Source organism: Undibacterium hunanense, assembly GCF_014284335.1.
Taxonomy (GTDB): domain Bacteria; phylum Pseudomonadota; class Gammaproteobacteria; order Burkholderiales; family Burkholderiaceae_D; genus Undibacterium; species Undibacterium hunanense.
Genome location: NZ_JACOGF010000011.1, coordinates 90561 through 112174 on the forward strand (window position 1 = coordinate 90561; position 21614 = coordinate 112174).

The 21614-nt window shown below is 50.7% G+C and carries 19 protein-coding genes and 3 tRNA genes; 15 read left to right on the plus strand and 7 right to left on the minus strand.

The genetic code is table 11. From position 1 onward, the window contains the following. Positions 1 to 64 precede the first annotated feature (64 nt). The 4 genes from gltX to H8L32_RS19795 all read left to right on the plus strand — a co-directional run bounded on the left by gltX (position 65) and on the right by H8L32_RS19795 (position 1843). A complete protein-coding gene (gene gltX, locus H8L32_RS19780) occupies positions 65 to 1459 on the plus strand; it encodes a glutamate--tRNA ligase (protein WP_186948988.1) in 1395 nt (464 codons plus the stop codon). A gap of 65 nt (positions 1460 to 1524) precedes the next feature. Then, positions 1525 to 1600, plus strand: a tRNA-Ala gene (locus tag H8L32_RS19785). Between the two features lie 31 nt (positions 1601 to 1631). Continuing rightward, a tRNA-Glu gene (locus H8L32_RS19790) sits at positions 1632 to 1707 on the plus strand. A 60-nt stretch (positions 1708 to 1767) separates the two neighbouring features. Further along, a tRNA-Glu gene (locus H8L32_RS19795) sits at positions 1768 to 1843 on the plus strand. Positions 1844 to 1992: 149 nt separating this feature from the next. On the opposite strand, the gene H8L32_RS19800 is transcribed toward H8L32_RS19795, so the two are convergent. Next, complete coding sequence (locus tag H8L32_RS19800; protein ID WP_186948989.1) at positions 1993 to 3048, minus strand: sulfate ABC transporter substrate-binding protein; 1056 nt, start codon at positions 3046 to 3048, stop codon at positions 1993 to 1995. A gap of 250 nt (positions 3049 to 3298) precedes the next feature. Between H8L32_RS19800 and H8L32_RS19805 the strand changes: the two genes are divergently transcribed. Next, entirely contained in the window at positions 3299 to 4858 is a 1560-nt protein-coding gene (locus H8L32_RS19805) for a thioredoxin family protein (RefSeq protein WP_222619423.1), read from the plus strand. 123 nt (positions 4859 to 4981) lie between these two features. Here H8L32_RS19805 and H8L32_RS19810 read toward each other — a convergent pair whose 3' ends face one another. Beyond that, positions 4982 to 6559, minus strand: a complete 1578-nt coding sequence (locus H8L32_RS19810) for an ABC transporter substrate-binding protein (protein ID WP_186948990.1) — start codon at positions 6557 to 6559, stop codon at positions 4982 to 4984. 352 nt (positions 6560 to 6911) lie between these two features. Between H8L32_RS19810 and H8L32_RS19815 the strand changes: the two genes are divergently transcribed. Both H8L32_RS19815 and H8L32_RS19820 read left to right on the plus strand, forming a co-directional pair. After that, a complete protein-coding gene (locus tag H8L32_RS19815; RefSeq protein ID WP_186948991.1) occupies positions 6912 to 8495 on the plus strand; it encodes a DUF1800 domain-containing protein in 1584 nt (527 codons plus the stop codon). A gap of 65 nt (positions 8496 to 8560) precedes the next feature. Further along, positions 8561 to 9814 (plus strand): DUF1501 domain-containing protein, encoded by a 1254-nt coding sequence (locus tag H8L32_RS19820; RefSeq protein ID WP_186948992.1) that lies wholly within the window; start codon positions 8561 to 8563, stop codon positions 9812 to 9814. 132 nt (positions 9815 to 9946) lie between these two features. Here the strand turns inward: H8L32_RS19820 and H8L32_RS19825 are convergent, their stop codons facing one another. Next, positions 9947 to 10381, minus strand: coding sequence for a hypothetical protein (locus H8L32_RS19825; RefSeq protein WP_222619424.1), 435 nt, complete (start codon positions 10379 to 10381; stop codon positions 9947 to 9949). 128 nt (positions 10382 to 10509) lie between these two features. Here H8L32_RS19825 and H8L32_RS19830 point away from each other — a divergent pair, with 128 nt between their 5' ends. The 3 genes from H8L32_RS19830 to H8L32_RS19840 are packed head-to-tail and all read left to right on the plus strand — an operon-like array spanning position 10510 to position 13049. After that, positions 10510 to 11547 carry a methionine ABC transporter ATP-binding protein gene (locus H8L32_RS19830; protein ID WP_186948994.1) on the plus strand — a complete coding sequence of 346 codons (1038 nt, stop codon included), beginning with the start codon at positions 10510 to 10512 and terminating at the stop codon, positions 11545 to 11547. Continuing rightward, positions 11547 to 12206, plus strand: coding sequence for a methionine ABC transporter permease (locus H8L32_RS19835; protein ID WP_186948995.1), 660 nt, complete (start codon positions 11547 to 11549; stop codon positions 12204 to 12206). The genes H8L32_RS19830 and H8L32_RS19835 overlap by 1 nt, the downstream gene beginning before the upstream one ends. Before the next feature lie 30 nt (positions 12207 to 12236). Further along, positions 12237 to 13049 carry a MetQ/NlpA family ABC transporter substrate-binding protein gene (locus tag H8L32_RS19840; RefSeq protein ID WP_186948996.1) on the plus strand — a complete coding sequence of 271 codons (813 nt, stop codon included), beginning with the start codon at positions 12237 to 12239 and terminating at the stop codon, positions 13047 to 13049. Between the two features lie 85 nt (positions 13050 to 13134). On the opposite strand, the gene H8L32_RS19845 is transcribed toward H8L32_RS19840, so the two are convergent. From H8L32_RS19845 to gloB, 3 genes are all read right to left on the minus strand, one after another. After that, a complete protein-coding gene (locus tag H8L32_RS19845) occupies positions 13135 to 13710 on the minus strand; it encodes an elongation factor P (protein WP_186948997.1) in 576 nt (191 codons plus the stop codon). Between the two features lie 114 nt (positions 13711 to 13824). Next, positions 13825 to 15045 (minus strand): elongation factor P maturation arginine rhamnosyltransferase EarP, encoded by a 1221-nt coding sequence (gene earP, locus H8L32_RS19850; RefSeq protein WP_186948998.1) that lies wholly within the window; start codon positions 15043 to 15045, stop codon positions 13825 to 13827. A gap of 17 nt (positions 15046 to 15062) precedes the next feature. Continuing rightward, on the minus strand, positions 15063 to 15845 hold the full coding sequence (gene gloB, locus H8L32_RS19855; RefSeq protein ID WP_186948999.1) for a hydroxyacylglutathione hydrolase: 783 nt from the start codon (positions 15843 to 15845) through the stop codon (positions 15063 to 15065). An 8-nt stretch (positions 15846 to 15853) separates the two neighbouring features. Between gloB and H8L32_RS19860 the strand changes: the two genes are divergently transcribed. The 4 genes from H8L32_RS19860 to H8L32_RS19875 all read left to right on the plus strand — a co-directional run bounded on the left by H8L32_RS19860 (position 15854) and on the right by H8L32_RS19875 (position 19012). Beyond that, a complete protein-coding gene (locus H8L32_RS19860) occupies positions 15854 to 16627 on the plus strand; it encodes a class I SAM-dependent methyltransferase (RefSeq protein WP_186949000.1) in 774 nt (257 codons plus the stop codon). Beyond that, positions 16620 to 17054: a ribonuclease HI gene (rnhA, locus tag H8L32_RS19865; protein WP_186949001.1), complete on the plus strand. Its 435-nt coding sequence runs from the start codon at positions 16620 to 16622 to the stop codon at positions 17052 to 17054. Before H8L32_RS19860 ends, rnhA begins: the two co-directional genes overlap by 8 nt. An 11-nt stretch (positions 17055 to 17065) precedes the next feature. Beyond that, positions 17066 to 17965, plus strand: coding sequence for an AraC family transcriptional regulator (locus tag H8L32_RS19870; RefSeq protein ID WP_186949002.1), 900 nt, complete (start codon positions 17066 to 17068; stop codon positions 17963 to 17965). A gap of 105 nt (positions 17966 to 18070) precedes the next feature. Then, on the plus strand, positions 18071 to 19012 hold the full coding sequence (locus tag H8L32_RS19875; RefSeq protein WP_186949003.1) for a DMT family transporter: 942 nt from the start codon (positions 18071 to 18073) through the stop codon (positions 19010 to 19012). A gap of 90 nt (positions 19013 to 19102) precedes the next feature. Here the strand turns inward: H8L32_RS19875 and H8L32_RS19880 are convergent, their stop codons facing one another. Beyond that, the gene (locus H8L32_RS19880; RefSeq protein ID WP_186949004.1) at positions 19103 to 19903 is read right to left on the minus strand and encodes a MipA/OmpV family protein; all 801 of its coding nucleotides are present in this window, start codon (positions 19901 to 19903) and stop codon (positions 19103 to 19105) included. Between the two features lie 658 nt (positions 19904 to 20561). On the opposite strand from H8L32_RS19880, the gene H8L32_RS19885 reads away from it, so the two are divergent. After that, positions 20562 to 21596, plus strand: coding sequence for a ferritin-like domain-containing protein (locus tag H8L32_RS19885; RefSeq protein WP_186949005.1), 1035 nt, complete (start codon positions 20562 to 20564; stop codon positions 21594 to 21596). Positions 21597 to 21614 lie beyond the last annotated feature (18 nt).

Below are 21614 nucleotides of genomic sequence, written 5' to 3' on the forward strand. Positions count from 1 at the left end.
TTAACCATTAAAGCGTCTTGCCTGCCTGTCTTCAATTGGCGGTGGGATGCATGCTAGTGATCTCATGACTGTACGCACCCGTTTTGCTCCCAGCCCTACCGGCTATCTTCATGTTGGCGGCGCCCGCACTGCCTTGTTCAGCTGGGCATTTGCCCGTCATTTCGGTGGCACTTTTGTGTTGCGTATTGAAGATACGGATCTTGAACGCTCCACCCCGGAAGCCGTGCAGGCAATTCTGGATGGCATGAACTGGCTGGGCCTGCAGCATGATGAAGGTCCGTTCTACCAGATGAAGCGTATGGACAGATACAGTGAAGTCCTGGCCGACATGCTGGTCAAAGGTACGGCGTACCACTGCTATTCGTCGCCAGAAGAAGTCGAAGCCATGCGTGAACGTCAGCGTGCTGCCGGCGACAAACCGCGCTATGACGGTACCTGGCGTCCAGAAGCTGGCAAAACCCTGCCAGCAATACCGGCTGACCGCAAACCCGTCATCCGCTTTAAAAACCCGCTGGATGGCGAAGTCAGCTGGCTGGATGTCGTCAAAGGACAAATCACCATCGCCAATCGCGAGCTCGATGACCTGGTCATTGCCCGTCCAGATGGCACGCCAACTTATAACTTCTGCGTCGCTGTCGATGACTGGGACATGCAGATCACTCACGTTATCCGTGGTGACGATCATGTCAATAACACACCGCGCCAGATCAATATTCTCAATGCGCTGGGCGCGACCCTGCCGCATTATGGTCATCTGCCGATGATCCTGGGGGCGGATGGACAAAAGCTGTCCAAACGTCATGGCGCTGTCAGTGTGATGGATTATCCACTGCAAGGCTATCTGCCTGAAGCCATGTTGAACTACCTGGCGCGTCTGGGCTGGAGTCATGGTGATGACGAAATCTTTTCCATGGAGCAGATGTGCAGCTGGTTCGATTTAAATCATTTGTCTGGTTCTGCTGCCCAGTTCAATCCTGAAAAACTTGCCTGGGTCAATAATCATTACATCAAGGCAGCCGACAATCAGCGTCTGGCTGATTTGATCAAGCCGCAAATGCTGAATGACGGTGCACAGTTCGACAATGCGCCGCCATTGACAGCGGTGATCGCACTCTTGAAAGAACGTGCCAATACCACATTAGAACTGGGGCAGGCAGCCATGCTGTTTTATCGTCAGCCAGCCGCAGACCCGGCACTGATGACACAGCACGTGACAGAAGCCGTATTGCCCGCCTTGCGTCAATACGCTGAACTGTGCAAAACCGTAGAGTGGAATAAGGCGGCCCTGTCTGCCGCCATGAAACAAACCCTGGCTGATTTCTCGTTGAAGATGCCGCAACTGGCCATGCCTTTGCGCTTGCTGCTGACAGGTCAATTGCAAACACCATCCATTGACGCGGTGATAGAGCTGTTTGGCCGTGAAGTTGTTTTGCAGCGTTTAAGCCTTATTGCAGTTTAGTGAGGGTGGGGGGCTTTACATCTTATGAAGCTTCCCCTATAATCTCGTTTCTGTTCTGCAGCGTCGGGGGTATAGCTCAGCTGGGAGAGCGCTTGCATGGCATGCAAGAGGTCAGCGGTTCGATCCCGCTTACCTCCACCAAAAGATGCGCAGCAGCAGAACATAACTTGTTGTCCCCATCGTCTAGAGGCCTAGGACATCACCCTTTCACGGTGAGTACAGGGGTTCGAATCCCCTTGGGGACGCCAATCAACTTCATCAAGTTCATTGTGGACAACAAGTTAAGGTCAGTAATACGGACAGATTTTGTCCCCATCGTCTAGAGGCCTAGGACATCACCCTTTCACGGTGAGTACAGGGGTTCGAATCCCCTTGGGGACGCCAGTAAGCTCTTTTGAAGAGAATAAAAAGCCTTGAGAAATCAAGGCTTTTTGCTTTTCTGCTGCAGATTTTATTTGTGCCGGATTATGTCCGTAAAATCCACTTTCCGTTCAGTCCATGCCAGAACAGAAAGCAGTTAGTTACAGCGCAGCTTATTTCTTGGTTTGATAAATCTTGTCGAACTCACCGCCATCATCAAAGTGTTTTTTCTGTGCCTGTTTCCAGCCACCGAATACCTCATCCACGGTGAACAGACTCACAGGCTTGAACGACGCTGCATATTTTTTTGCTGCGATTTCTGAACGTGGACGCAGATAATGTTTGGCGATCAGGTCCTGGCCGGCTTCGGTGTACAGGAATTGCAAATAGCCGGTAGCGATTTTGCGCGTGCCCAGTTTGTCAGCCACCTTGTCTACTACGGCGACCGGGGATTCTGCCAGGATGGAAATCTTGGGATACACCACTTCAAAATTGTCACCAAATTCCTGACGTACCAGTTGCACTTCATTTTCAAAGGTTACCAGTACATCGCCGATTTCACGCTGTGTAAAGGTGGTGGTGGCGCCGCGTCCACCGCCATCAAGTACCGGCACATTCTTGAATAAATTTTCCACCAGTTGTCGGGCTTGTGCTTCGGTGCCGCCATTTTTAATCACGGATCCCCATGCGGCAAGATAGCTGTAGCGGCCATTGCCGGATGTCTTGGGGTTGGGGATGATGACTTTCAGGCCAGGCTTGCCAAGGTCATCCCAGTTGGCGATATGTTTGGGGTTACCCTTGCGTGTCAGGAACACCATGGTGGAATAAAAAGGCGCAGCATTGTTCGGGAATTGTTTGGCCCAGTCTTGCGGCAGCAAACCCTTGTCTGCCAGGATATCAATATCATTTGCCTGATTCATGGTAACGACCGAAGCTTCCAGTCCGTCGATCACAGAGCGTGCCTGTTTGCTGGAGCCACCATGTGACTGATTGACACTGACGGTTTCGCCGGTTTTCTTTTTCCAGTCGGCGACAAAGGCCGGATTGATATCCTTGAACAATTCCCTGGTGACGTCATACGAAGCGTTCAGGATGCTATTGGCTGCCTGTGCCGATGTATAGGTGGCAAACAGACCTATGCCTGCAATCAGCAGGGCAACGCTGATGCTTTTGCGGCGCAGACTCTGCCGTTTTTCGATGAGTTGCTGGATATGCTTGATTCTTGTCATGTATTACTCCTGTATTTTTGCCAGTGTTGGGGTAGTCCCATCTTGCGCAAAAATGACGGCCTTGGGAACGATGATATTTCTGTTTGCTTATTTGAAAAATGTATATCAAGTGCCCTTGTTGGCCTCTGGCAAGCATAAACCGCATAAGCTTGCGCAAAATCAGTCTGGCAGAGCAACATGTTGTTGGTGCAAAGCGGCGCTTAATTTTGTTACACTGATTGCTTGATATATTTATTCCTGGTCAAATCCTATGAAGATGATCCCCTCCCTGATGGCAGCTTTGCTGGCTACCAGCTTTGCAAGTCTGCCCGTATTGGCGGCAGACGCCAAGGCATCCGCATCTGCGCATGCTGCACAAAATGGTATTGATTGGCGCAAAGACAATAATGTTGATGCGGCCTTTGCCCAGGCCAAGGCAAGCAACAAACCCCTGTTCCTGTACTGGGGTGCGATCTGGTGCCCGCCTTGTAACCAGGTCAAGGCGACCATCTTCAACCGTCAGGAATTTATCGACAAATCGCGTCATTTCATCCCCGTCTATCTGGATGGGGATACGCCGGGGGCACAAAAATTTGCGGCGCAATTCAAGGTGCGTGGTTACCCGACCATGATTCTTTTCAAGCCGGATGGAACAGAAATCACCCGCCTGCCAGGCGAGGTGGATTCAGAACGTTACTTGCAGGTATTGACGCTGGCCCTGAACACCAGTCTGTCGGTGCAAGACACCTTGAAGCTGGCACTGGCTGGTGGCAAAACTTTGAAAAATGAAGACTGGAGCCTGCTCGCAGATTATTCATGGGATGACCCTGAACAGAAACTGATCGCTGGTAAAGACCTGCCCGCTACTTTGCTGAAACTGTCTGAATTGAGCCCTGCCGGTCTGCATGCGACACGCTTGTATCTGCGTGGCATTTATGCGGCGGCCACGGCCAAGCCTGGTCAGGCTCTGCCAGCGATAGACAAGGCACAGGCTAGCGAGAAAATCCTGAAAGCCATTTCAGATGCCAACACAGCGCGCGACAATATGGATTTGTTGTCCTATGGGGCAGGGGAAGTAACTGAATTTCTGACCACGGTCAAATCAGATTCACGCAACAAGCTGGTACGCGCCTGGAATGTAGCGCTGGTCAAACTGGCCGATGATGCGACGCTGTCCAAGACCGACCGGCTGGGCGCTGTCGGTGCCCAGGTGGCCCTGGCCAGTCTGGACAATGCCAAGCCAGAGGCAGCTTTGCAAAAGGATGTACAAAAGCGTGTGGGCCTGATCGAACAGGCGACTACCGATGCCTATGAGCGTCAGTCCGTGGTCAATGCAGCTGCTCACGCACTGGGGGATGCCGGTTTGCTGGACGATGCTGATGCCTTACTGAAGGCCGAACTCAAGCGTTCCCATTCGCCTTACTATTTCATGTCCACCCTGGGTTCGAATGCAAAAAAACGCGGCGACAAGGTGGCGGCAGCAAACTGGTATGAGCAGGCGTATGACGCTGCCAAAGGCCCGGCCACCCGCTTGCAATGGGGTTCCAACTACGTCAGCAATCTGGTGGATCTGGCACCGAATGATGATGCGCGTATAACCAAGGCTGTACAAAGCGTATTTGGTGAAGCAGCGAAAGTGGACAATGCCTTCTATGAGCGCAATCGTGCTTATCTGGAAAAGATGGGTAAGAAACTCATAGACTGGAATAAAGAGGGCAAGCATCAGGTCGCCTACCAGAAAGCTCGCACGCAACTCGATGGTATCTGCGGCAAGCTGCCCGCGACTGATCCGCAAAAGGCAGTGTGTCAGGGCGTATTACTGAAATCCTGATCGCTTACTAATTCAGTTCAGGTAACGGAACTTGAATTGGACTGGAATAAAAAAATCCCGCGACAGCAATCGCGGGATTTCTTATTTGTGACTGGATATTAAAGCGCGATCAGTCATGCTTGATTAGTCAGGTTTGAATTGGTGCGCAAAAGTAAACTCATCCGCCCTGGCCTTGTAATGCAGGCCCTTGCGCAAAGCCCAACTGGCGTATTGATGGTGCAGCGGGATCACGGCATAGTCTTGCAAGGCGATGGCTGCCGCTTTTTTGGCAAAGGCTTCATGCTTGTCGGCTTCAACGGCTGCCAGCGATGACTCTATCGCTTCATCCAGCGCACGATTGCTGTATTTGCCCCAGTTCCAGCTACCCCAGCCGTTTTCGGCATTGGTCGTGCCCAAAATGGTACGCAGCGCGAAATCACCGGCCAGCGAACCCCAGCCCAGCAGGGCCATGCTGTAATCACCCTTGGCCGCTTTCGGGAAATACACTGCCAGTGGTTGTGTCTCTACCTTGGCCTGTATGCCGACCTTGCTCAGAAATTGCGCTACCGTCTGCACGATCTGTTCATCATTGATATAGCGGTTATTCGGCCCGTGCAGGGTGATGGCAAAGCCATTTGGATAGCCAGCCTCAGCCAGCAATTTCTTTGCACCTTCCGGGTCATAGGCTTCGACCTTCAAACTGTCGTTATAGCCAAACACACCGGGGGCGACCAGGTTGGATGCTGGTACAGCCAATCCTTCGAGTATGCGTTCAGTCAATGCGTTGCGGTTGATGGCCTTGGCGATCGCCTTGCGCACGCGTATATCCTTCAGCGGATTGGTCGCCAGCGGTTTGCCAGCCTTGTCGGTAATGTAAGGCGATACTCTGGATTGGTGGTCCAGTTGCCAGAACACGGTACGCCAGGAAATCTTTTGTTCCAGTTTGAATTTTGGATTGCTCTTCAGTTTGCTCAAATCTGCCGGAGGTATGCTTTCTATGACATCGACATCGCCAGACAACAGGGCTGCCATGCGCGGTGCGCCTGCGCTGATGATGCGGAAAGTGACTTTGTCCCAGGCTGATTTTTCACCCCAGTAGGCATCATTTTTTGTCAGTTCTACGGCATCGCCACGTTTGAAGCTGGCGAACTTGTAGGGGCCGGTACCGATGGCTGCCTTGCCGCTGTTGAAATCGTCAGTGCTGGCCTGCAACGTGGCTTTCTTTGAAACGATGAAGATGGAACTCATGTCCAGCGGTAGCGGACCATAAGCTGTTGCTGTCTTCAGGCGCAGCGTGTACGGGTCAACAATTTGCTTGCCGACAATCTGCTTGGTGAAGCTGGTATAGGGGCCGGGGCTATTCTTTATCTGCGCTGGCCGGTCGAGAGAAAACACGACATCCTCTGCCGTCATCTCGCTGCCATCATGAAATTTTACGCCGTGGCGTAATTTGAATTCCCAGGTGGTGGGTTTGATGGCCTTCCAGGACAAGGCCAGTCCAGGTGCGATACGACCGTCAGAATCGACGCTGACCAATGCTTCAAACAGATGCGAAGCCATGGCATTGTTGGGGCCACTGTTGAAATAATGCGGGTCCAGGGAGTTTACATCTGCCGCCAAACCGATTTTGAGATTGGCAGCATGACTGAAGCTTGGTAAAGCAACACCGATTGAAACGGCAAGCAGAGCAGGGACAAACAATTTTTTTGAAATGGAAAACATGGGCAACCTTCAAGCTTTAATAGCGCAAGCTTACCATTGCCTGAACATTTCATCAGAACAGGGATTGCATTTGTATATATGAAACATATTCTAGTTTTTTTGATAAGGCGAATTTACAAATGGAAGCATTTTCTACAAGAGCGACACGATGCAAATGAGCGTGCAGGGCGGACGGTTGCACGTCTGTAACAATCCACAGTTTTGCCGCATTTGATTTACATATCGTTACTTGTGAAAGCACTTCCCATGCCTCTATATTGAGGACATAAGAAAAACAGATAAGCAAAGACATTTTTCTTCTGAGTAAATACTTTCACAGTTTCCACAGTTTCAATAACGGGTATAAAAATATATGAAAAACCTGGCAAAAATTTCTGGCTCGCTGCTATTGGTCATTACTGCAAGTATCTGTTCAGTGCCGGGCTCTGCTGCCGCTGCCGTTTCAACGGATGCAGAAGTGGTGCATGTATTGAACCGTCTGGCTTTTGGCCCGCGCCCCGGTGATATAGAACGGGTAAAGAAAATGGGTGTGGACAGTTATATCGAACAACAATTGAATCCACAATCCCTGCCTTTGCCAGAAGGTTTGCAAACAAAACTGAAATCCCTTGATGTCATGGGACAGAGTGCAGGATCTATATTGTTTGATTATCAAAAAGCCCTGAAAGATACCAACGATGGGTCTGATGCAGCACAAAAGAAGCGTCGTGAGCTGGTAGGTCGCATCATTGAACAAACCGCGCAAGCGAGGTTGTATCGGGCGATAGAAAGCTCACACCAGTTGGAAGAGGTGATGCTGGATTTCTGGTTCAATCATTTCAATGTCTTCAATGGCAAAGGCCTGGACCGTGCACTGGTTGCCAGTTATGAGCGTGATGCCATTCGGCCCTATGTCTTTGGCAATTTCCGTGATTTGCTGGGGGCAACGGCCAAGCACCCTGCGATGTTGTTTTATCTTGATAACTGGCTGTCCACCTCGGCCGATTTTCATGCAAATGGCCGTCAGGCCAAGGCAGCAGGGCAGAAGGGCAAGTCGAATGGTTTGAATGAAAATTATGCCCGTGAAATTATGGAGTTGCATACTCTGGGCGTGGATGGTGGTTATACCCAGAAAGATGTGACTGAACTGGCGCGCATGCTGACAGGCTGGACATTTGATCAGCGCGCCATGCTCAGGAATAATCAGAATTTTTATTTCGATGCCGACAGGCACGATAATGGCAGCAAACAATGGCTGGGGAAAACCATTGCACCACGTGGTCAGGCAGAAGCAGAATTTGCGCTGGATGTTCTGGCCATGCACCCAGCCACTGCCCGTCATCTGAGTTTCAAGCTGGCACAGTATTTTGTCGCCGACAAACCTGCACCAGCATTGGTGGACATGCTGGCCAAACGTTATCTGGATACCCATGGTGACATCCGTGCGGTGCTGCAAAGCCTGTTTGCCAGTGCCGAGTTTCGTGATCCGCACAATATGGGAATGAAATATAAAACCCCGTACCAATACGTCATATCTGCCATCCGTGCCAGCGATGTACCAGTGCAAAACGTCCGGCCTGTACTGGGTGTGCTGGCGCAACTGGGTATGCCCCTGTACGGTAGCCAGACGCCAGATGGTTATAAAAATACCCAGGATGCCTGGATGAACCCGGATGCCATTACACGTCGCATCAACTTTGCCACGGCTCTTGCGACAGGACGCCTGCCATTCGACAAGGACATTGAAGATGGCGAAAAAATGGGTAAGAAACAATTGGCCAAACAGGCTGAAGAAAAATCAGACCGGCCAGTAGTGATGCCTGCCGTGAGTGCCGCAGCCTTGATCCAAACCATGGGCGCAGGCTTGTCTGGTCGCACCATAGAAATAGTGAATGGCAATCAGGAAGCTTTACGCGCAGCCCTGATCCTGGGCAGCCCGGATTTTATGCAGCATTGAAAAGCGACTGGCAAGCAGACGGCTGTGATTGAACGATGTGCACCATCCAGAATGAAGAGAATAAAATGAAACGCAGAAATTTTTTATATTCCATGGCAGCCGGAGCTGGCTTGCTGATTCCTGTCGGTCATGGTGTATGGGCCGCAAGTGCAGGTAGCGGTGCCACAGAAGCCGCAACAAAAAACAAGCTGATCGTCATCATGTTGCGTGGTGCGGTCGATGGCTTGAATGTGGTGGCCCCTTACGGCGATGCAAATTATGCGCGACTGCGCCCAAACATTGCGCTGGCCCGCCCCGGGCAAACCGATGGTGCGATTGATCTGGACGGTTATTTTGGCCTGCATCCCGCACTGGCTGATATGCAGGAACTATGGCAACAAAAGAAACTGGCCTTCGTGCATGCGAGTGGCTCACCAGATTTTACCCGTTCACATTTTGATGCCCAGGATTACCTGGAATCCGGTACGCCCGGTCGTAAAGGCACGGCAGATGGCTGGATGAACCGCTTGCTGGGGGTGCTGCCAGGTAATACAACGCCTACCCGCGCTGTCAGTGTAGGCGCGGTCATGCCGCGTATTCTGTCAGGCAGTATCGCTGCCAGTAATATTGCCAGCGGTGCGGCTGGTACCAAGGCCAACGTGCTCGACAGACCCAAGGTCGGTGCTGCCTTCGAACAGATGTACAAGGAAAACGATAAGTACGCGAAAACCTTTAGCGATGCCCAGGAAGCCCACCAGGAAATGATGGGCGCTTCGATGGAAAAAGAACAGCAGGTAGCCAACGGTGGCGCACCTTTGCCTAATGGCTTTCCTGATGACAGCACCCGTATTGCCACGCTGATGCGCAATGATCCCAAAATCCAGATGGTCTTTATGGCATTGGGCGGCTGGGATACCCATGCCAACCAGGGTGCTGGTAAAGGTCAGTTGGCCAACCGTCTGTCACCACTAGGGTTGGGCCTGGCCAATCTTGCCAAACGCCTGGGGCCCATGTTTGACGACACCACGATAGTTGTCATGTCAGAATTTGGCCGTACTGCCAAGCAGAATGGCAATGGCGGTACCGATCATGGACATGGCAATGTCATGTGGGTCATGGGTGGCAAGGTCGCGGGCGGCAAAGTTTATGGCGACTGGCGCGGTCTGGGCAGTGACCAGTTGTATGAAGGGCGTGATGTGCCGGTGACCACGGATTTTCGTTCCGTTCTGGCGCAGGTATGCGAGCGTCACATGGGCTTGTCGGATAATCAATTGATCAAGGTATTTCCTGAACAAACCTATGACAAATCCAACTTCAATTTATTCCAGAATAAAGCCTGAGAGTGATTGATTTGCAGATAGTTATCTGCCAGTGCCTGCTGTTTTAGATCAGCACATCCCAGATAAAAAAGCCACGCTGACATTTGTTCAGCGTGGCTTTTTTTATGTGCATTGATATGCTTGAGGTGGGGTTCAGGCCGTCGTATTGATTGTCGTACCGGTCACTTGTCCGCTGGTATTGACGACGGGCTTAGGCTGTTCTGGTGGCTTTGATTCGGCTTGTTTCGCGCTATTTTGCTTGTTGACTGCCTGCGCCTGTTGTTCAGCTTGCGCATCCGTAACTCTTTTTTGATCTGCAATCGCATCGGCGGTGCCGGAATCGCGATCAGCCGCAGCACCTATGGTTTCGCTATTTTGTTTTGCACGTGCGTCAGCAGCTTGCTGGATAAGTTGCTGGTTTTGCGCCGAACTGGCAGAAGTGACTGAAGTAACCATAATATTAACTCGCTTTGCTCGCATGGAGCGTCTGAAGAATCTCTTTCCAACATAGTAGTCATGTCTGGAATATACAAGCGATTTAAACACAAATCCACTTTTCTTGCTTGAAATAAACTTGATGCGTGGCAAGTTTATGATTTTTCCTTCTGTCTTTATACGTCAGGCTTGTATATACAAGTTTGTTTATATGATTGGAAAAGCGCATTTCCTTTCGATACAGTGTTCTCCATCGGCTACATCTTTCGGTTGGGAATTCAGTGTTACGTATCGAGCAATTAGGCAAATATTACAAGGCAAATGGCCATGCAGTCAGGGCTCTCCACAATATCAATCTTGACATTCAAAAAGGACAAATTTTCGGCATCATAGGACGTTCAGGCGCAGGTAAAAGCAGCTTGTTGCGCACTTTGAATCTTCTGGAACGACCAAGCAGCGGCAAAGTATGGATAGAGGGTGAGGATATCACCGCGTTTGATCGTCAGCGCCTGCATGGTTTGCGTCAGCGTATCGGCATGGTGTTCCAGCATTTCAACTTGCTGCATGCAAAAACTGTCACGGAAAATATTGCTTTCCCGCTCAAGCTCACGGGGGAATATACCAGCGACACCATACAGGCAAGAGTAGAAGAATTACTGGAGCTGGTGGGCTTGAAAGATCAGGGCCGCAAATATCCTGCGCAATTATCTGGCGGGCAAAAGCAGCGTGTGGGCATAGCCCGTGCACTCGCCAATTATCCACAACTTTTATTGTGTGATGAAGCGACCTCGGCACTGGACCCGGAAACCACGCAAGCCATCTTGCGCCTGCTGCTGGATATCAATCAAAAGCTGGGGCTGACCATCGTATTGATCACGCATGAGATGCAGGTGATACGCACGATCTGTGATGAGGTGGCAGTCATTGATGCAGGCGAAATTGTAGAGACTGGCGCAGTGGTTGATGTCTTTTTGCATCCACAGCATGCGGTGACGCAAAGCCTGGTGGCAGAAAACCAGGCGCTGGATTTATCGGTGCTGGAGCGTAAAGATCAAGATCTGGACCGTCATTTACTGCGCCTGAGTTATGTCGGATCAAGTACACATGAACCCATCATCACCCGTATCGCCGTACAAACCGGGATTGATATCGCCATCTTGCAAGGCGTGATAGGACGCATCAAAAATACGCCGTATGGGCAACTGCTGGTCGAGTTGCGCAGTACGCAAGAACAGTCAGACAGGGTTGAACAGTTGCTGGTGAATGCCGGCGTCAGGGTGGCAAGGATCAGTATCAGTGCTGCGGTAGAGGTGCATTGATGGATTTCTCTCAAATTGACTGGGCCGATATGGCGGTGGCGACGCTGGATACGCTGACCATGACAGGTGCTTCTTTGTTGTTCACAGTGTTGCTGGGCTTGCCTTTGGGGGTGCTGCTGTTTTTGACTGGTAAAAAACAATTGCTGGAACAGGGTGTTTTCTACGCAGTGTTATCTGTTGTGGTGAATGTCTTGCGCTCCATTCCTTTCATCATTTTGCTGATAGTGCTGATTCCTTTCACGCTGTTATTGATGGGGACATCACTGGGTGTGCCGGGCACAATACCACCGCTGGTTATTGGCACAACCCCATTTTTTGCACGTCTGGTGGAAAACGTTTTGCGTGAAGTGGATAAGGGAATTATCGAAGCCTGTCAGGCCATGGGGGCCAGAACCTGGCAAATCATCTGGCATGCCTTGTTGCCAGAAGCCTTGCCTGGTTTGTTGGCCGCCGCCACGGTGACGACGATTGCTCTGGTGTCATACGCAGCCATGTCAGGAGTTATTGGTGGCGGTGGTCTGGGCGATCTGGCATTGCGTTACGGCTATCAACGTTTTCAAACAGAAGTCATGGTCGTCACGGTATTTATTTTGATTGTGCTGGTGCAGTTGCTGCAATTTGTCGGTGACAAACTGGTGTTGAAGTTCACCCGGAAGTAAGTAGTTTTCTATTCTTTAAATGGAGTTTATATGTCTTTAAATTTGAAACGCCGTCTTAGCTTCACCCTGGCCGGTGGCCTGGCAACTGCTGTCTTGTTGGCTCCCGCATCCGTATTGGCGCTGGAAACCTTGAACATCGCAGCCAGCCCGGTACCGCATGCAGAGATACTGGAATTCATCAAGCCGCAACTTGCCAAAGAAGGCGTGGATTTGAAAATAAAAGTCTTCACCGACTACATACAGCCAGCAGTGCAGGTCAATGAAAAACACCTGGATGGTAATTTCTTTTTGCATCAGCCTTATCTGAATGAATTCAAGAAAAGCCACAAGAACGATATCGAAGTGCCTATCGCCAAAGTACATGTAGAACCATTCGCTGCATATTCCAGCAAATACAAGAAGCTGGCCGATTTGCCTGACGGCGCTACGGTCGCTATCCCGAATGACCCATCGAATTCTGGTCGCGCACTGTTGTTGCTGGCCAAGCAAGGTTTGTTGAAACTGAAGGATCCGAAAAACATCTCAGCCACTCAAAAAGATATTGTTGAGAATCCTAAAAAACTGAAATTCAAGGAACTGGAAGCTGCGACATTGCCACGCGTGCTGGGGCAGGTTGATCTGGCATTGATCAATACCAATTATGCGATCGAAGCCAAACTGAATCCTGTGAAAGACTCGCTGTTTATAGAAGATGCCAATTCACCCTACGCCAATTTGCTGGTGGCACGTGAAGACAATAAAAACAGTCCGGCATTCAAAAAGCTGATTGCTGCGCTGAACTCGCCAGAAGTCAAAAAATTTATCGAAGAGAAATATAAAGGCGCAGTTGTTCCTGCATTCTGATCCAGGGTTTTCGCTTGCAAGCTGAATTCAGGGTGAAAAAAAACGCTGCTTGAAAAAGCAGCGTTTTTTTATGCATCTTTACGTATTAGTTACGTACGACTTTTTTGTATTCGTTAGTGCGTGTATCGATCTCGATCATGTCGTCCTGGCTGACGAACAGTGGCACTTGAACGATATGGCAATTTTCTTCAATTGCATTTTCGATCTTGGCTTCTTTCAGTACGTTACCGGAAGTATTGCCTTTGACTGCAGGCTCAGAATAGATAACCTGACGAACGATAGTCGTTGGCAATTCAACGGAGATTGCTTTGCCATCATAGAACACGGCTTCACATTCCATACCGTCTTTCAGGTAGTTGATGGAGTCGCCCATGTTTTCGGCTTCGATTTCATACTGGTTGTATTCTTGATCCATGAATACGAACAGCGGGTCAGCGAAGTAAGAATAAGTAACTGGCTTTTTGTCCAATACAACTACGTCAAACTTGTCGTCGCCACGGAAGACGTTTTCTTGTGGGCTGTTAGTCAACAGGTTTTTCATTTTCCACTTGTAAGTGAAACCTGTACGGCTGGAACCGTTGACGTCAGAACGCAACACGATCATAGGTTTGCTATCAACCATAATAATGTTGCCAACACGAATTTCTTTTGCAAATTTCATAGCGAGTATACGTAAAAAGTAGGTTGCATAAAAATCATCTGTCGCCCACTGGCAAAAAGCACCGCAAGCCCACGTTTGATTGAGATTTAAAACAGGTTAAAAATTAACCCAACATTATACTGCATCTTTTTGCCTTGCCTGCTGAACTGATGTCACAAACTTCAGCAAATTTGACGCCAGATCACCATTTTCGCGCATTTTTTGTTGCCATTCGGTGGATAAATCAGCAATTTGGTGCATATCCGCCTGCAAGGCTGGCCATAATTGTGACCAGTCCACCGTTTCCATACTGGCATCATTCCATGCCCGGGCAAAGGCTGCCAGGCTGGAAGTGCAAGAACTGCAGGTTTTTAGAAAGGCATTCAGTTTGACATGATGCAGGCTCTTGTCTTGCGGATAGATGTGCCAGATAAAGGCCTTGTTTGCCCACTGTGCCCGGACAAAAGAATCTTCACCACGTACAAAATTGAGGTCGCAAGCCCATAACAGCCTGTCGTAATCTGCCTGCGGAATAAAAGGCAATACCCTGACTGTCAGCGCGCCATGGGTGGCTGTGCTGCCGACTGTGGCAGCTTGCCCCAGGAAGGCGGTAACGGCCTCTGTAGCAACGCCTTCAGGCACCAGGCAGGTGATTGCCTGAGCATTTTTTTGCCATTCTTTAAATAATGCTCCCACTGGTGCATGCGGATAACAAAACAGGGAGATTCTGGTAGCGGCCATTTCGGCTGGTGTCACGCCTAAACCCGAAAGGAAATTTTCCATCTCAACCGGGCTTGCCTGAAAGGCTGGTCTGTCCTGATCCAGGCTTGATTCACGCAACAGGCCACCAGTTTTGTGATTGAAGCCGGGAAAGAAAAAGTGTTTGGTCAAAGACAGCGAAGGGTGGGGCGATGGCAGGGTATGGCAGCCTTCCACCCATTCCTCTGCAGTCAGGCCTTCCAGGTTCAGCCATACTGGCCTGGGTGTGCATTCTGCCATGGCACAGATATATCCTGGCGGTATATCGCAGGCGAAAAATTCAATGACAATGTCTGCGACATCAGACGCGCTGAACATACCATCCTGGTTGCGCCAGTGGCGTACATGCACGTTGGCAATGTCTTGCTGGCCCTGATCAATAGCAACATCCGGGCAGATACGGCGAAAGCTGATTAAATCATCGACCCACAGTGTGACGGCAATACCGTGTTCACGCTTCAGTTGTTGCGCCAGCCGCCAGCAAATGCCGATATCACCAAAATTGTCCACGACTTTGCAGAACAGGGCCAGTGTAGTGGCGGTTTTTACTGGCTGTCCAATTTTGTGATTGGGAGTCTGTTGTTCTTCTGATTGCATTTTCTTTTGTTATTCGTTCAGAAATGATTCTTCCATTCACGCAAGGCGGCAAAGTGACTGACGTCATCCCCGCCTGCGCTGATTTTTCCATTCTCCAGCAAGCGGGCGACGATTGTGCTTTCGCGGCAGCGCAAAAAGGGATTGGTTTGCTTTTCCAGTGCAATATTGCTGGGAACGGTAGGTATACCCTGGTCACGTCTGGCTTTTTCTTTGAGTATGCGTTCCAGCAGGTTTTGATTGCCTGGTTCCACCTCTTTGGCAAAGCGCAAATTTGACATCGTGTATTCATGCGCGCAATACACGGCAGTGTCGTCTGGCAAGGCTGCCAACTGATCCAGGGATTGCAGCATCTGAGCTGGTGTGCCTTCAAACAGACGCCCGCAGCCACCGGCAAACAGCGTATCGCCGCAAAACAGCCAGTGCTGCAAGGGTGCATAAAAAGCGATATGGCCCAGGGTATGACCAGGCACATCAAGCACGCGTAGTTCCAGCCCCAGCTCTGGTACGGTGAGCATGTCGTCCTGCTTCAGTTTCTGCGTGACCAGCGCAATTTTATCTTTGCTTGGTCCAAACACGGGCACCTGATAGTGTTCCAGCAGGCTGGCCACACCACCGATATGATCGGCATGGTGATGAGTGAGTAAAATAGCGGACAATATCAGACCGTGCTCTTGCAAAGCCTGCAATATCGGTTTGGCATCACCCGGATCAACGACGGCAGCATGCTGGCCATTGTGGATGATCCACAGATAATTGTCGTCAAAGGCAGGTACAGTCAATATACTCAGGGAATTCTTCATAAACGCGCATGGAAGCTTTGGAAAAAAACATTATAGACCTGGGTGCCTGGTTAGAGTTGCCTGCCGGCCTGTATATCCGTGAGTGGGAGCAAAATTTGCTCGATACCCTGACGGTGGATATCTTTGGCTATAATGCGCTGCAAATCGGTTTGCCGCAAATCGATGCGCTGGCAGCCAGCCGCATGCCGCACCGCTGGCTGACCGATTCGCGCTTGCCCGACCCGGCTGCGCCCAAACAAAACCGGCCTACGGTCGTGGTGCATGATTTTGCCGAATTGCCTTTTGAATCGCAAAGCATTGATCTGGTGGTGTTGCCGCATGTGCTGGAATTTGCTGCTGAACCACATCAGATATTGCGTGAAGTGGAAAGGGTATTGATACCCGAAGGCCGGGTCATCATCAGCGGCTTCAATCGCAACAGTCTGTGGGGCGCAAGACAGGCCAGCGGGCGTTTGAGCAAGAATTATTTCTTGCCCACGGAAGGTGAATTCATCAGCCATCCACGGCTTAAGGACTGGTTGAAATTATTGGATATGGAAATTGGTAGCAGCGACTTTGGTTGTTATGCGCCCCCCTTCAAATCGGAAAAATGGTTGCAGCGCTGCCGCTTTATGGAAAAGGCAGGTCAGCGCTGGTGGCCTTATCTGGGGGCCGTGTACATGTTGCAGGCGGTAAAGCGCGTCAAGGGCATGCACCTGATCGGCCCCGCCTGGAAACAGAAACGCATAGCTGCCGGGCACGCACTGCCGGTCGCCAACAAATCAAAAAATAAACATGGATAAAATAGATATTTATACAGATGGTGCCTGCAAGGGAAACCCGGGCATTGGTGGCTGGGGTGCCTTGCTGGTGGCTGGCGACAAGAAAAAAGAATTATTCGGTGGCGAGAAAGACACCACGAATAACCGTATGGAATTGATGGCTGTGATACAAGCCCTGGGCGCCTTAAAACGCCCTTGCCAGATCACTCTGCATACCGACAGCCAGTATGTCCTGAGAGGCATTACCGAATGGATTACTGGCTGGAAAGCCAAGGGCTGGAAAACGGCTTCCAAGGCCCCGGTCAAGAATGTTGACCTGTGGCAGCAACTGGATGAAGCGCGCAACATCCACGAAATAGACTGGCGCTGGGTGCGCGGCCATACTGGTCACCCCGGCAATGAGCGCGCTGACCAGCTTGCCAATCGTGGCGTTGAAACCGTCTTGTAGTCGTAGCCATCATGCCGCCACCAGTAATCAACACCGATACCCAGTTGGAACGACCTGATCGCCAGGTCGCCCATGCAGGCCTGGTGTTTCCTGGTGTGCCGCAAGTGTTTGAACATGTATCTGACCGGGCCGAATTCAAGCGTGTCGCCCACCGGCCAGGCGTAGAGCTATACCGGGCTCATATCGTTGCCCATGCATTTGAACCGCATACGCATGAAGCCTTTGGCCTGGGGGCGATAGAATCTGGTGTGGAAAGATTCCGGTACGCTGGCAGTGATCACCTGGCTCCCAAGGACACCGTGGTGATGATGAACCCGGATGAACTGCATACCGGCAGGGCAGAGACGGCAACAGGCTGGCGCTATCGCATGTTGTATATAGACCCGCAAGCGCTCGAAGAAATAAGTGGTGAACAAGGCTGGTGGTTTCGCGATGCCGTGGCCCATGATGCGCTGAGTGCGCGTAAGCTCAGCTATCTGCTGGAGCAGTTATGGCAGACAGAAGATGAACTGGGTTTTGACAGCCTGATGTTTGAATTATTGAACGGGTTTCGTCAGCATGCCTGTGTCGACAAGCCCCAGGTAGAGGAGGGCAGACAGCGCTTTGCCGACGTGCTGGAGTATATGCGTGCCAACCTGGCGGAAACCCTTAGCCTGGACAAGCTGGCCCTGGTGGCGGGCTTGAGTCCTTTCCATTTTTTGCGCAGTTTCAAAACGCAATATCATGCAACGCCCCAGCAAATGCTGATGGCCTTGCGCCTGTTCGAAGCCAAATGCCTGCTCGGCAAAGGCTTGCCACCAGCTCAGGTAGCAGCAGCGACCGGTTTAAGCGACCAATCCCACCTGAACAAGGCATTTGTGCGTCGCTATGGTGTCACGCCGGCACGTTATCAGCAGCAGGTGCGTAGTTAGTTGATACCTGCTGCCTGATCCTTCAAACTGCTTTTTAATCGCAATCTGGTACAAGACAGAATGCGGGCAGGCTTATAAGCTGGCTTTATTTAAGAAAGGCCAGAAATGTGGGCAGGTATTTTTTATGCGTTGGCAGCGGGTTTGATGTGGGGGTTGGTATTTATCGGGCCTCTGTTATTGCCTGAATATCCGGCGGCCTTGCAATCGGTGGGACGGTATCTGGCTTTTGGCCTGATCACCCTGCCTTTGGCCTGGCTGGACCGCCGGCAATTGCGCCTGCTGACCAGGGCAGACTGGCTGGAAGCACTGAAGCTGGCAGCTATCGGCAATCTCTTGTATTACCTGTGCCTGGCCAGCGCCATACAGCGTGCCGGTGCACCTTTGCCTACCATGCTGATAGGTACCTTGCCGGTAGTGATCGCCATCACCGCCAATTACCGTAACGCTGAACGTGATGGCCGCATTGCATGGCGCCGCATGTTGCCGTCTTTGCTAATGATCGCAATAGGCGTTGCCTGCGTCAATCAGGCAGAAGTCGCTGCCTTGAAAACGGCCAATCGTGCCGATTTGCTGACCTATCTGAGCGGTGCCGGTCTGGCCATCATTGCCGTGGCTTGCTGGACCTGGTATCCCTTGCGCAATGCAGACTGGCTGCGTCATCATCCAGACCGTCATCCACGTATATGGGCCAGCGCGCAGGGAGTGGCAACCTTGCCACTGGCTGTGCTGGGTTATTTGCTATTGTGGGGCGGAATGAATACAACGCAGGTGGATTTTGCCATGCCGTTTGGCCCGCGCCCGCAGTACTTCATAGGCCTGATGCTGATCATAGGCTTGTTTGCATCCTGGATAGGTACCCTGTGCTGGAACAAGGCCAGCCAGTTATTGCCCACCAATCTGGCCGGACAATTGATCGTCTTTGAAACCCTGGCAGCCCTGACGTATGCGTTTATCCTGAAGCGACAATTTCCTGAACCTGTGACCTTGCTGGGCATCACTCTGTTAATTGCCGGCGTCATGACGGCCTTGCGTAACAAGCCGGAATAAGGCGCAGAAATCACCAAAAAAAAGCGAAACTGCGAGGGAGGACACAGTTCCGCTGTCAAACACACTTACAAGTAAAACACTGAGGGAAAATCAGAACGCGTAATTCACCGTGGTGATGACGAGTGGATTGGTTTTCTTTTTGGTCAGCGGGCTGTCGCCTGCGTCGCCCAATACCTGTGATACACCAGCGGCCGTGCGTACTGACCAGTTTTTGTCAATCACATGTGTCCATGCGACACTGCTGGTGGCTTGTGAGAAGCCGGCTTTGGCGGTAAAGGCCTTGTAGCCGGAATTGGCACTTTGCGTAGGTGTCACGCCAAAGTAAGTCTGGTTGTATTTGGCGTCGCCATAATTAAGCGATGCGCCAATTTCCACTTTGTCGGTATTGGTTTGCATCAGCGGTGCGGACAATCCAAAGCGATACATATTACCGTTTTCGCGATGTGACAAGGCCAGGTTGGCGTCGAAGGTGGCATTGATCAGGCCAGCGATATTGGTACCTGCGTGCAGGTTGGCAGTGGCAGAACCCTTGATGTCGCCCATGCCTTTCAGATCATCAGAACTGAACAGAGAATTTGAATTGCGTGAATCTTCACGGCCTGCACGGTAACCGACTGCGGCACTTAAATTGAAGTCATCGACCTTCGTGGCAAAACCGACGCCCCGTGTGGTGCTCGCAAAAAAGCCATTCTTGTTTTTGTATTCGCCAAAAAGTGCAGGGCCGAAGCGGTTCTTCTTCGCGCCTACATATTCAGGTCCGTAAAATACGCCAGCACCAACGACTGCCTGAGATTCTGCTTCAGGTGCAGTCTTGTCTTCTGCATGGGCAGAAAATGACATGGCCATAAAACTGGAAAGAGCAATGGCACTGAGTTTGAAAATGGTGTTCATGGTGTTCCTTTAATCGAGATACGCAAAGTGCTTATATTCATAGCGGCCTGTTTGCCGCCTAAAGCTCTCCGGCGGAGAGTTCGAAGCGAAGTCTCGCAAAGAATGAATGCCAGCGCCATTTGAAAATCACAGGCTTAGTCTTGCTGCACATGAAGTACTGAAATTCGGTACTTCATGCCGAAATTTCAATGATCTGTGACTGGATGATGAACTTTTTAGTGCACTGTTTATGTAGTGCACATGTTTATTGCCAGGAAGACGATTGTCTGGTAGCGCACGGTATTTCAAATATGCAATTACATAAATGGCACATAAATGTTAATTTTTTCTCTTATTTATATGTTAATGCCTTGCATATATTGCAATCTTAAGAGATGATAATAAGACCATAAAATGCAAGCCGTATTTTAATCACCGTTGCCACATCATCTTAGTACCAATAGCACCAATTAGTACCAATAGGGAGATGACGATGTATCACCTGCATACCAGACAGCAGCTTCAGCAGATCCAGTGGCTGCTGTCAGTCACAGATAGTCACGCCATGACAAGTCACTACAAGGCATTGCAAGCGCGCACCAGGCTTATGATGCATGCCCAGCAAATGAAATAACGTAAATGAAATAACCGTCAGCACTGATCCCAGCAAGGAGAATTCATGATTCGCCTCAAACATGCACTGATTGAATGTCATGACAATAGCTTTGAAGGTCGCCTGAAAGCGCTCAAACATTCATTGCAAACAGCCATAGAGTTAGAGCATTCGACCATACCGCCGTATCTGTATGCCCTGTATTCGATCAAGACTGATCAGAACCTGGAAATTGCCTATCTCATCAAGTCCATCGTGAAGCAGGAAATGCTGCATATGGCGCTGGACTGTAATGTCCTCAATGCGATAGGTGGCCACCCGAAAATCGACCATCCGCGTTTTATTCCCCATTACCCTGGTCATTTGCCTGGTGCTGTGGAAGACAGCCTGATCGTGCCGCTGGCAGCCATGTCGAAACAATTAGTACATGATGTGTTTATGGTGATAGAAGAGCCGGCAAAGACGGTAGATGGGGTCGATCCGCCACCTGATGGCATGACGATAGGGCAGTTCTATCAGCATATACAGAAAGAAATCACGGCACTCGGCAAGCTTGGCAATATTTTTACCGGCAAGCCGGAAAAACAACTGGTCACGGGTTTTCCCGAATTGCAGTACAAGGGTGTCACGGATGAAGCCAGTGCGCTGGCAGCCATTGATATGATCGTCGAGCAGGGCGAGGGCAGCGATGTCAGTCCTATCGATCCGGAACATCAATTGGCCCACTATTACAAATATGCCGAAATTTATTATGGCAGGAAACTCGTTGCCAACCCTGATCCACAGCCCGGCAAACCGGCATGGGTATTCGAAGGCCACCGCATAGAATTTGATGCCGGTGGTATCTACCCCGTTATCAGCAATCCGCAAAGACTGAACTATGCATACCAGCCGCGCATTGCAGACCTGAACCTGACTTTCAATGCCACCTATTCAGACATGCTGCGCAAGCTGCATGCCGTATTCAATGGTCAGCCAGACCGGCTGGCGCTGGCCCTGCTGTCTATGCAGGCACTGCGTGAGCAGGCGCAACTGCTGATGACCCAGGAAGTGGTACCCGGCCAGACTGCCGGTCCGACCTTTGACTATATTCCCGCCTGATTTTTTTGGAGAACATCG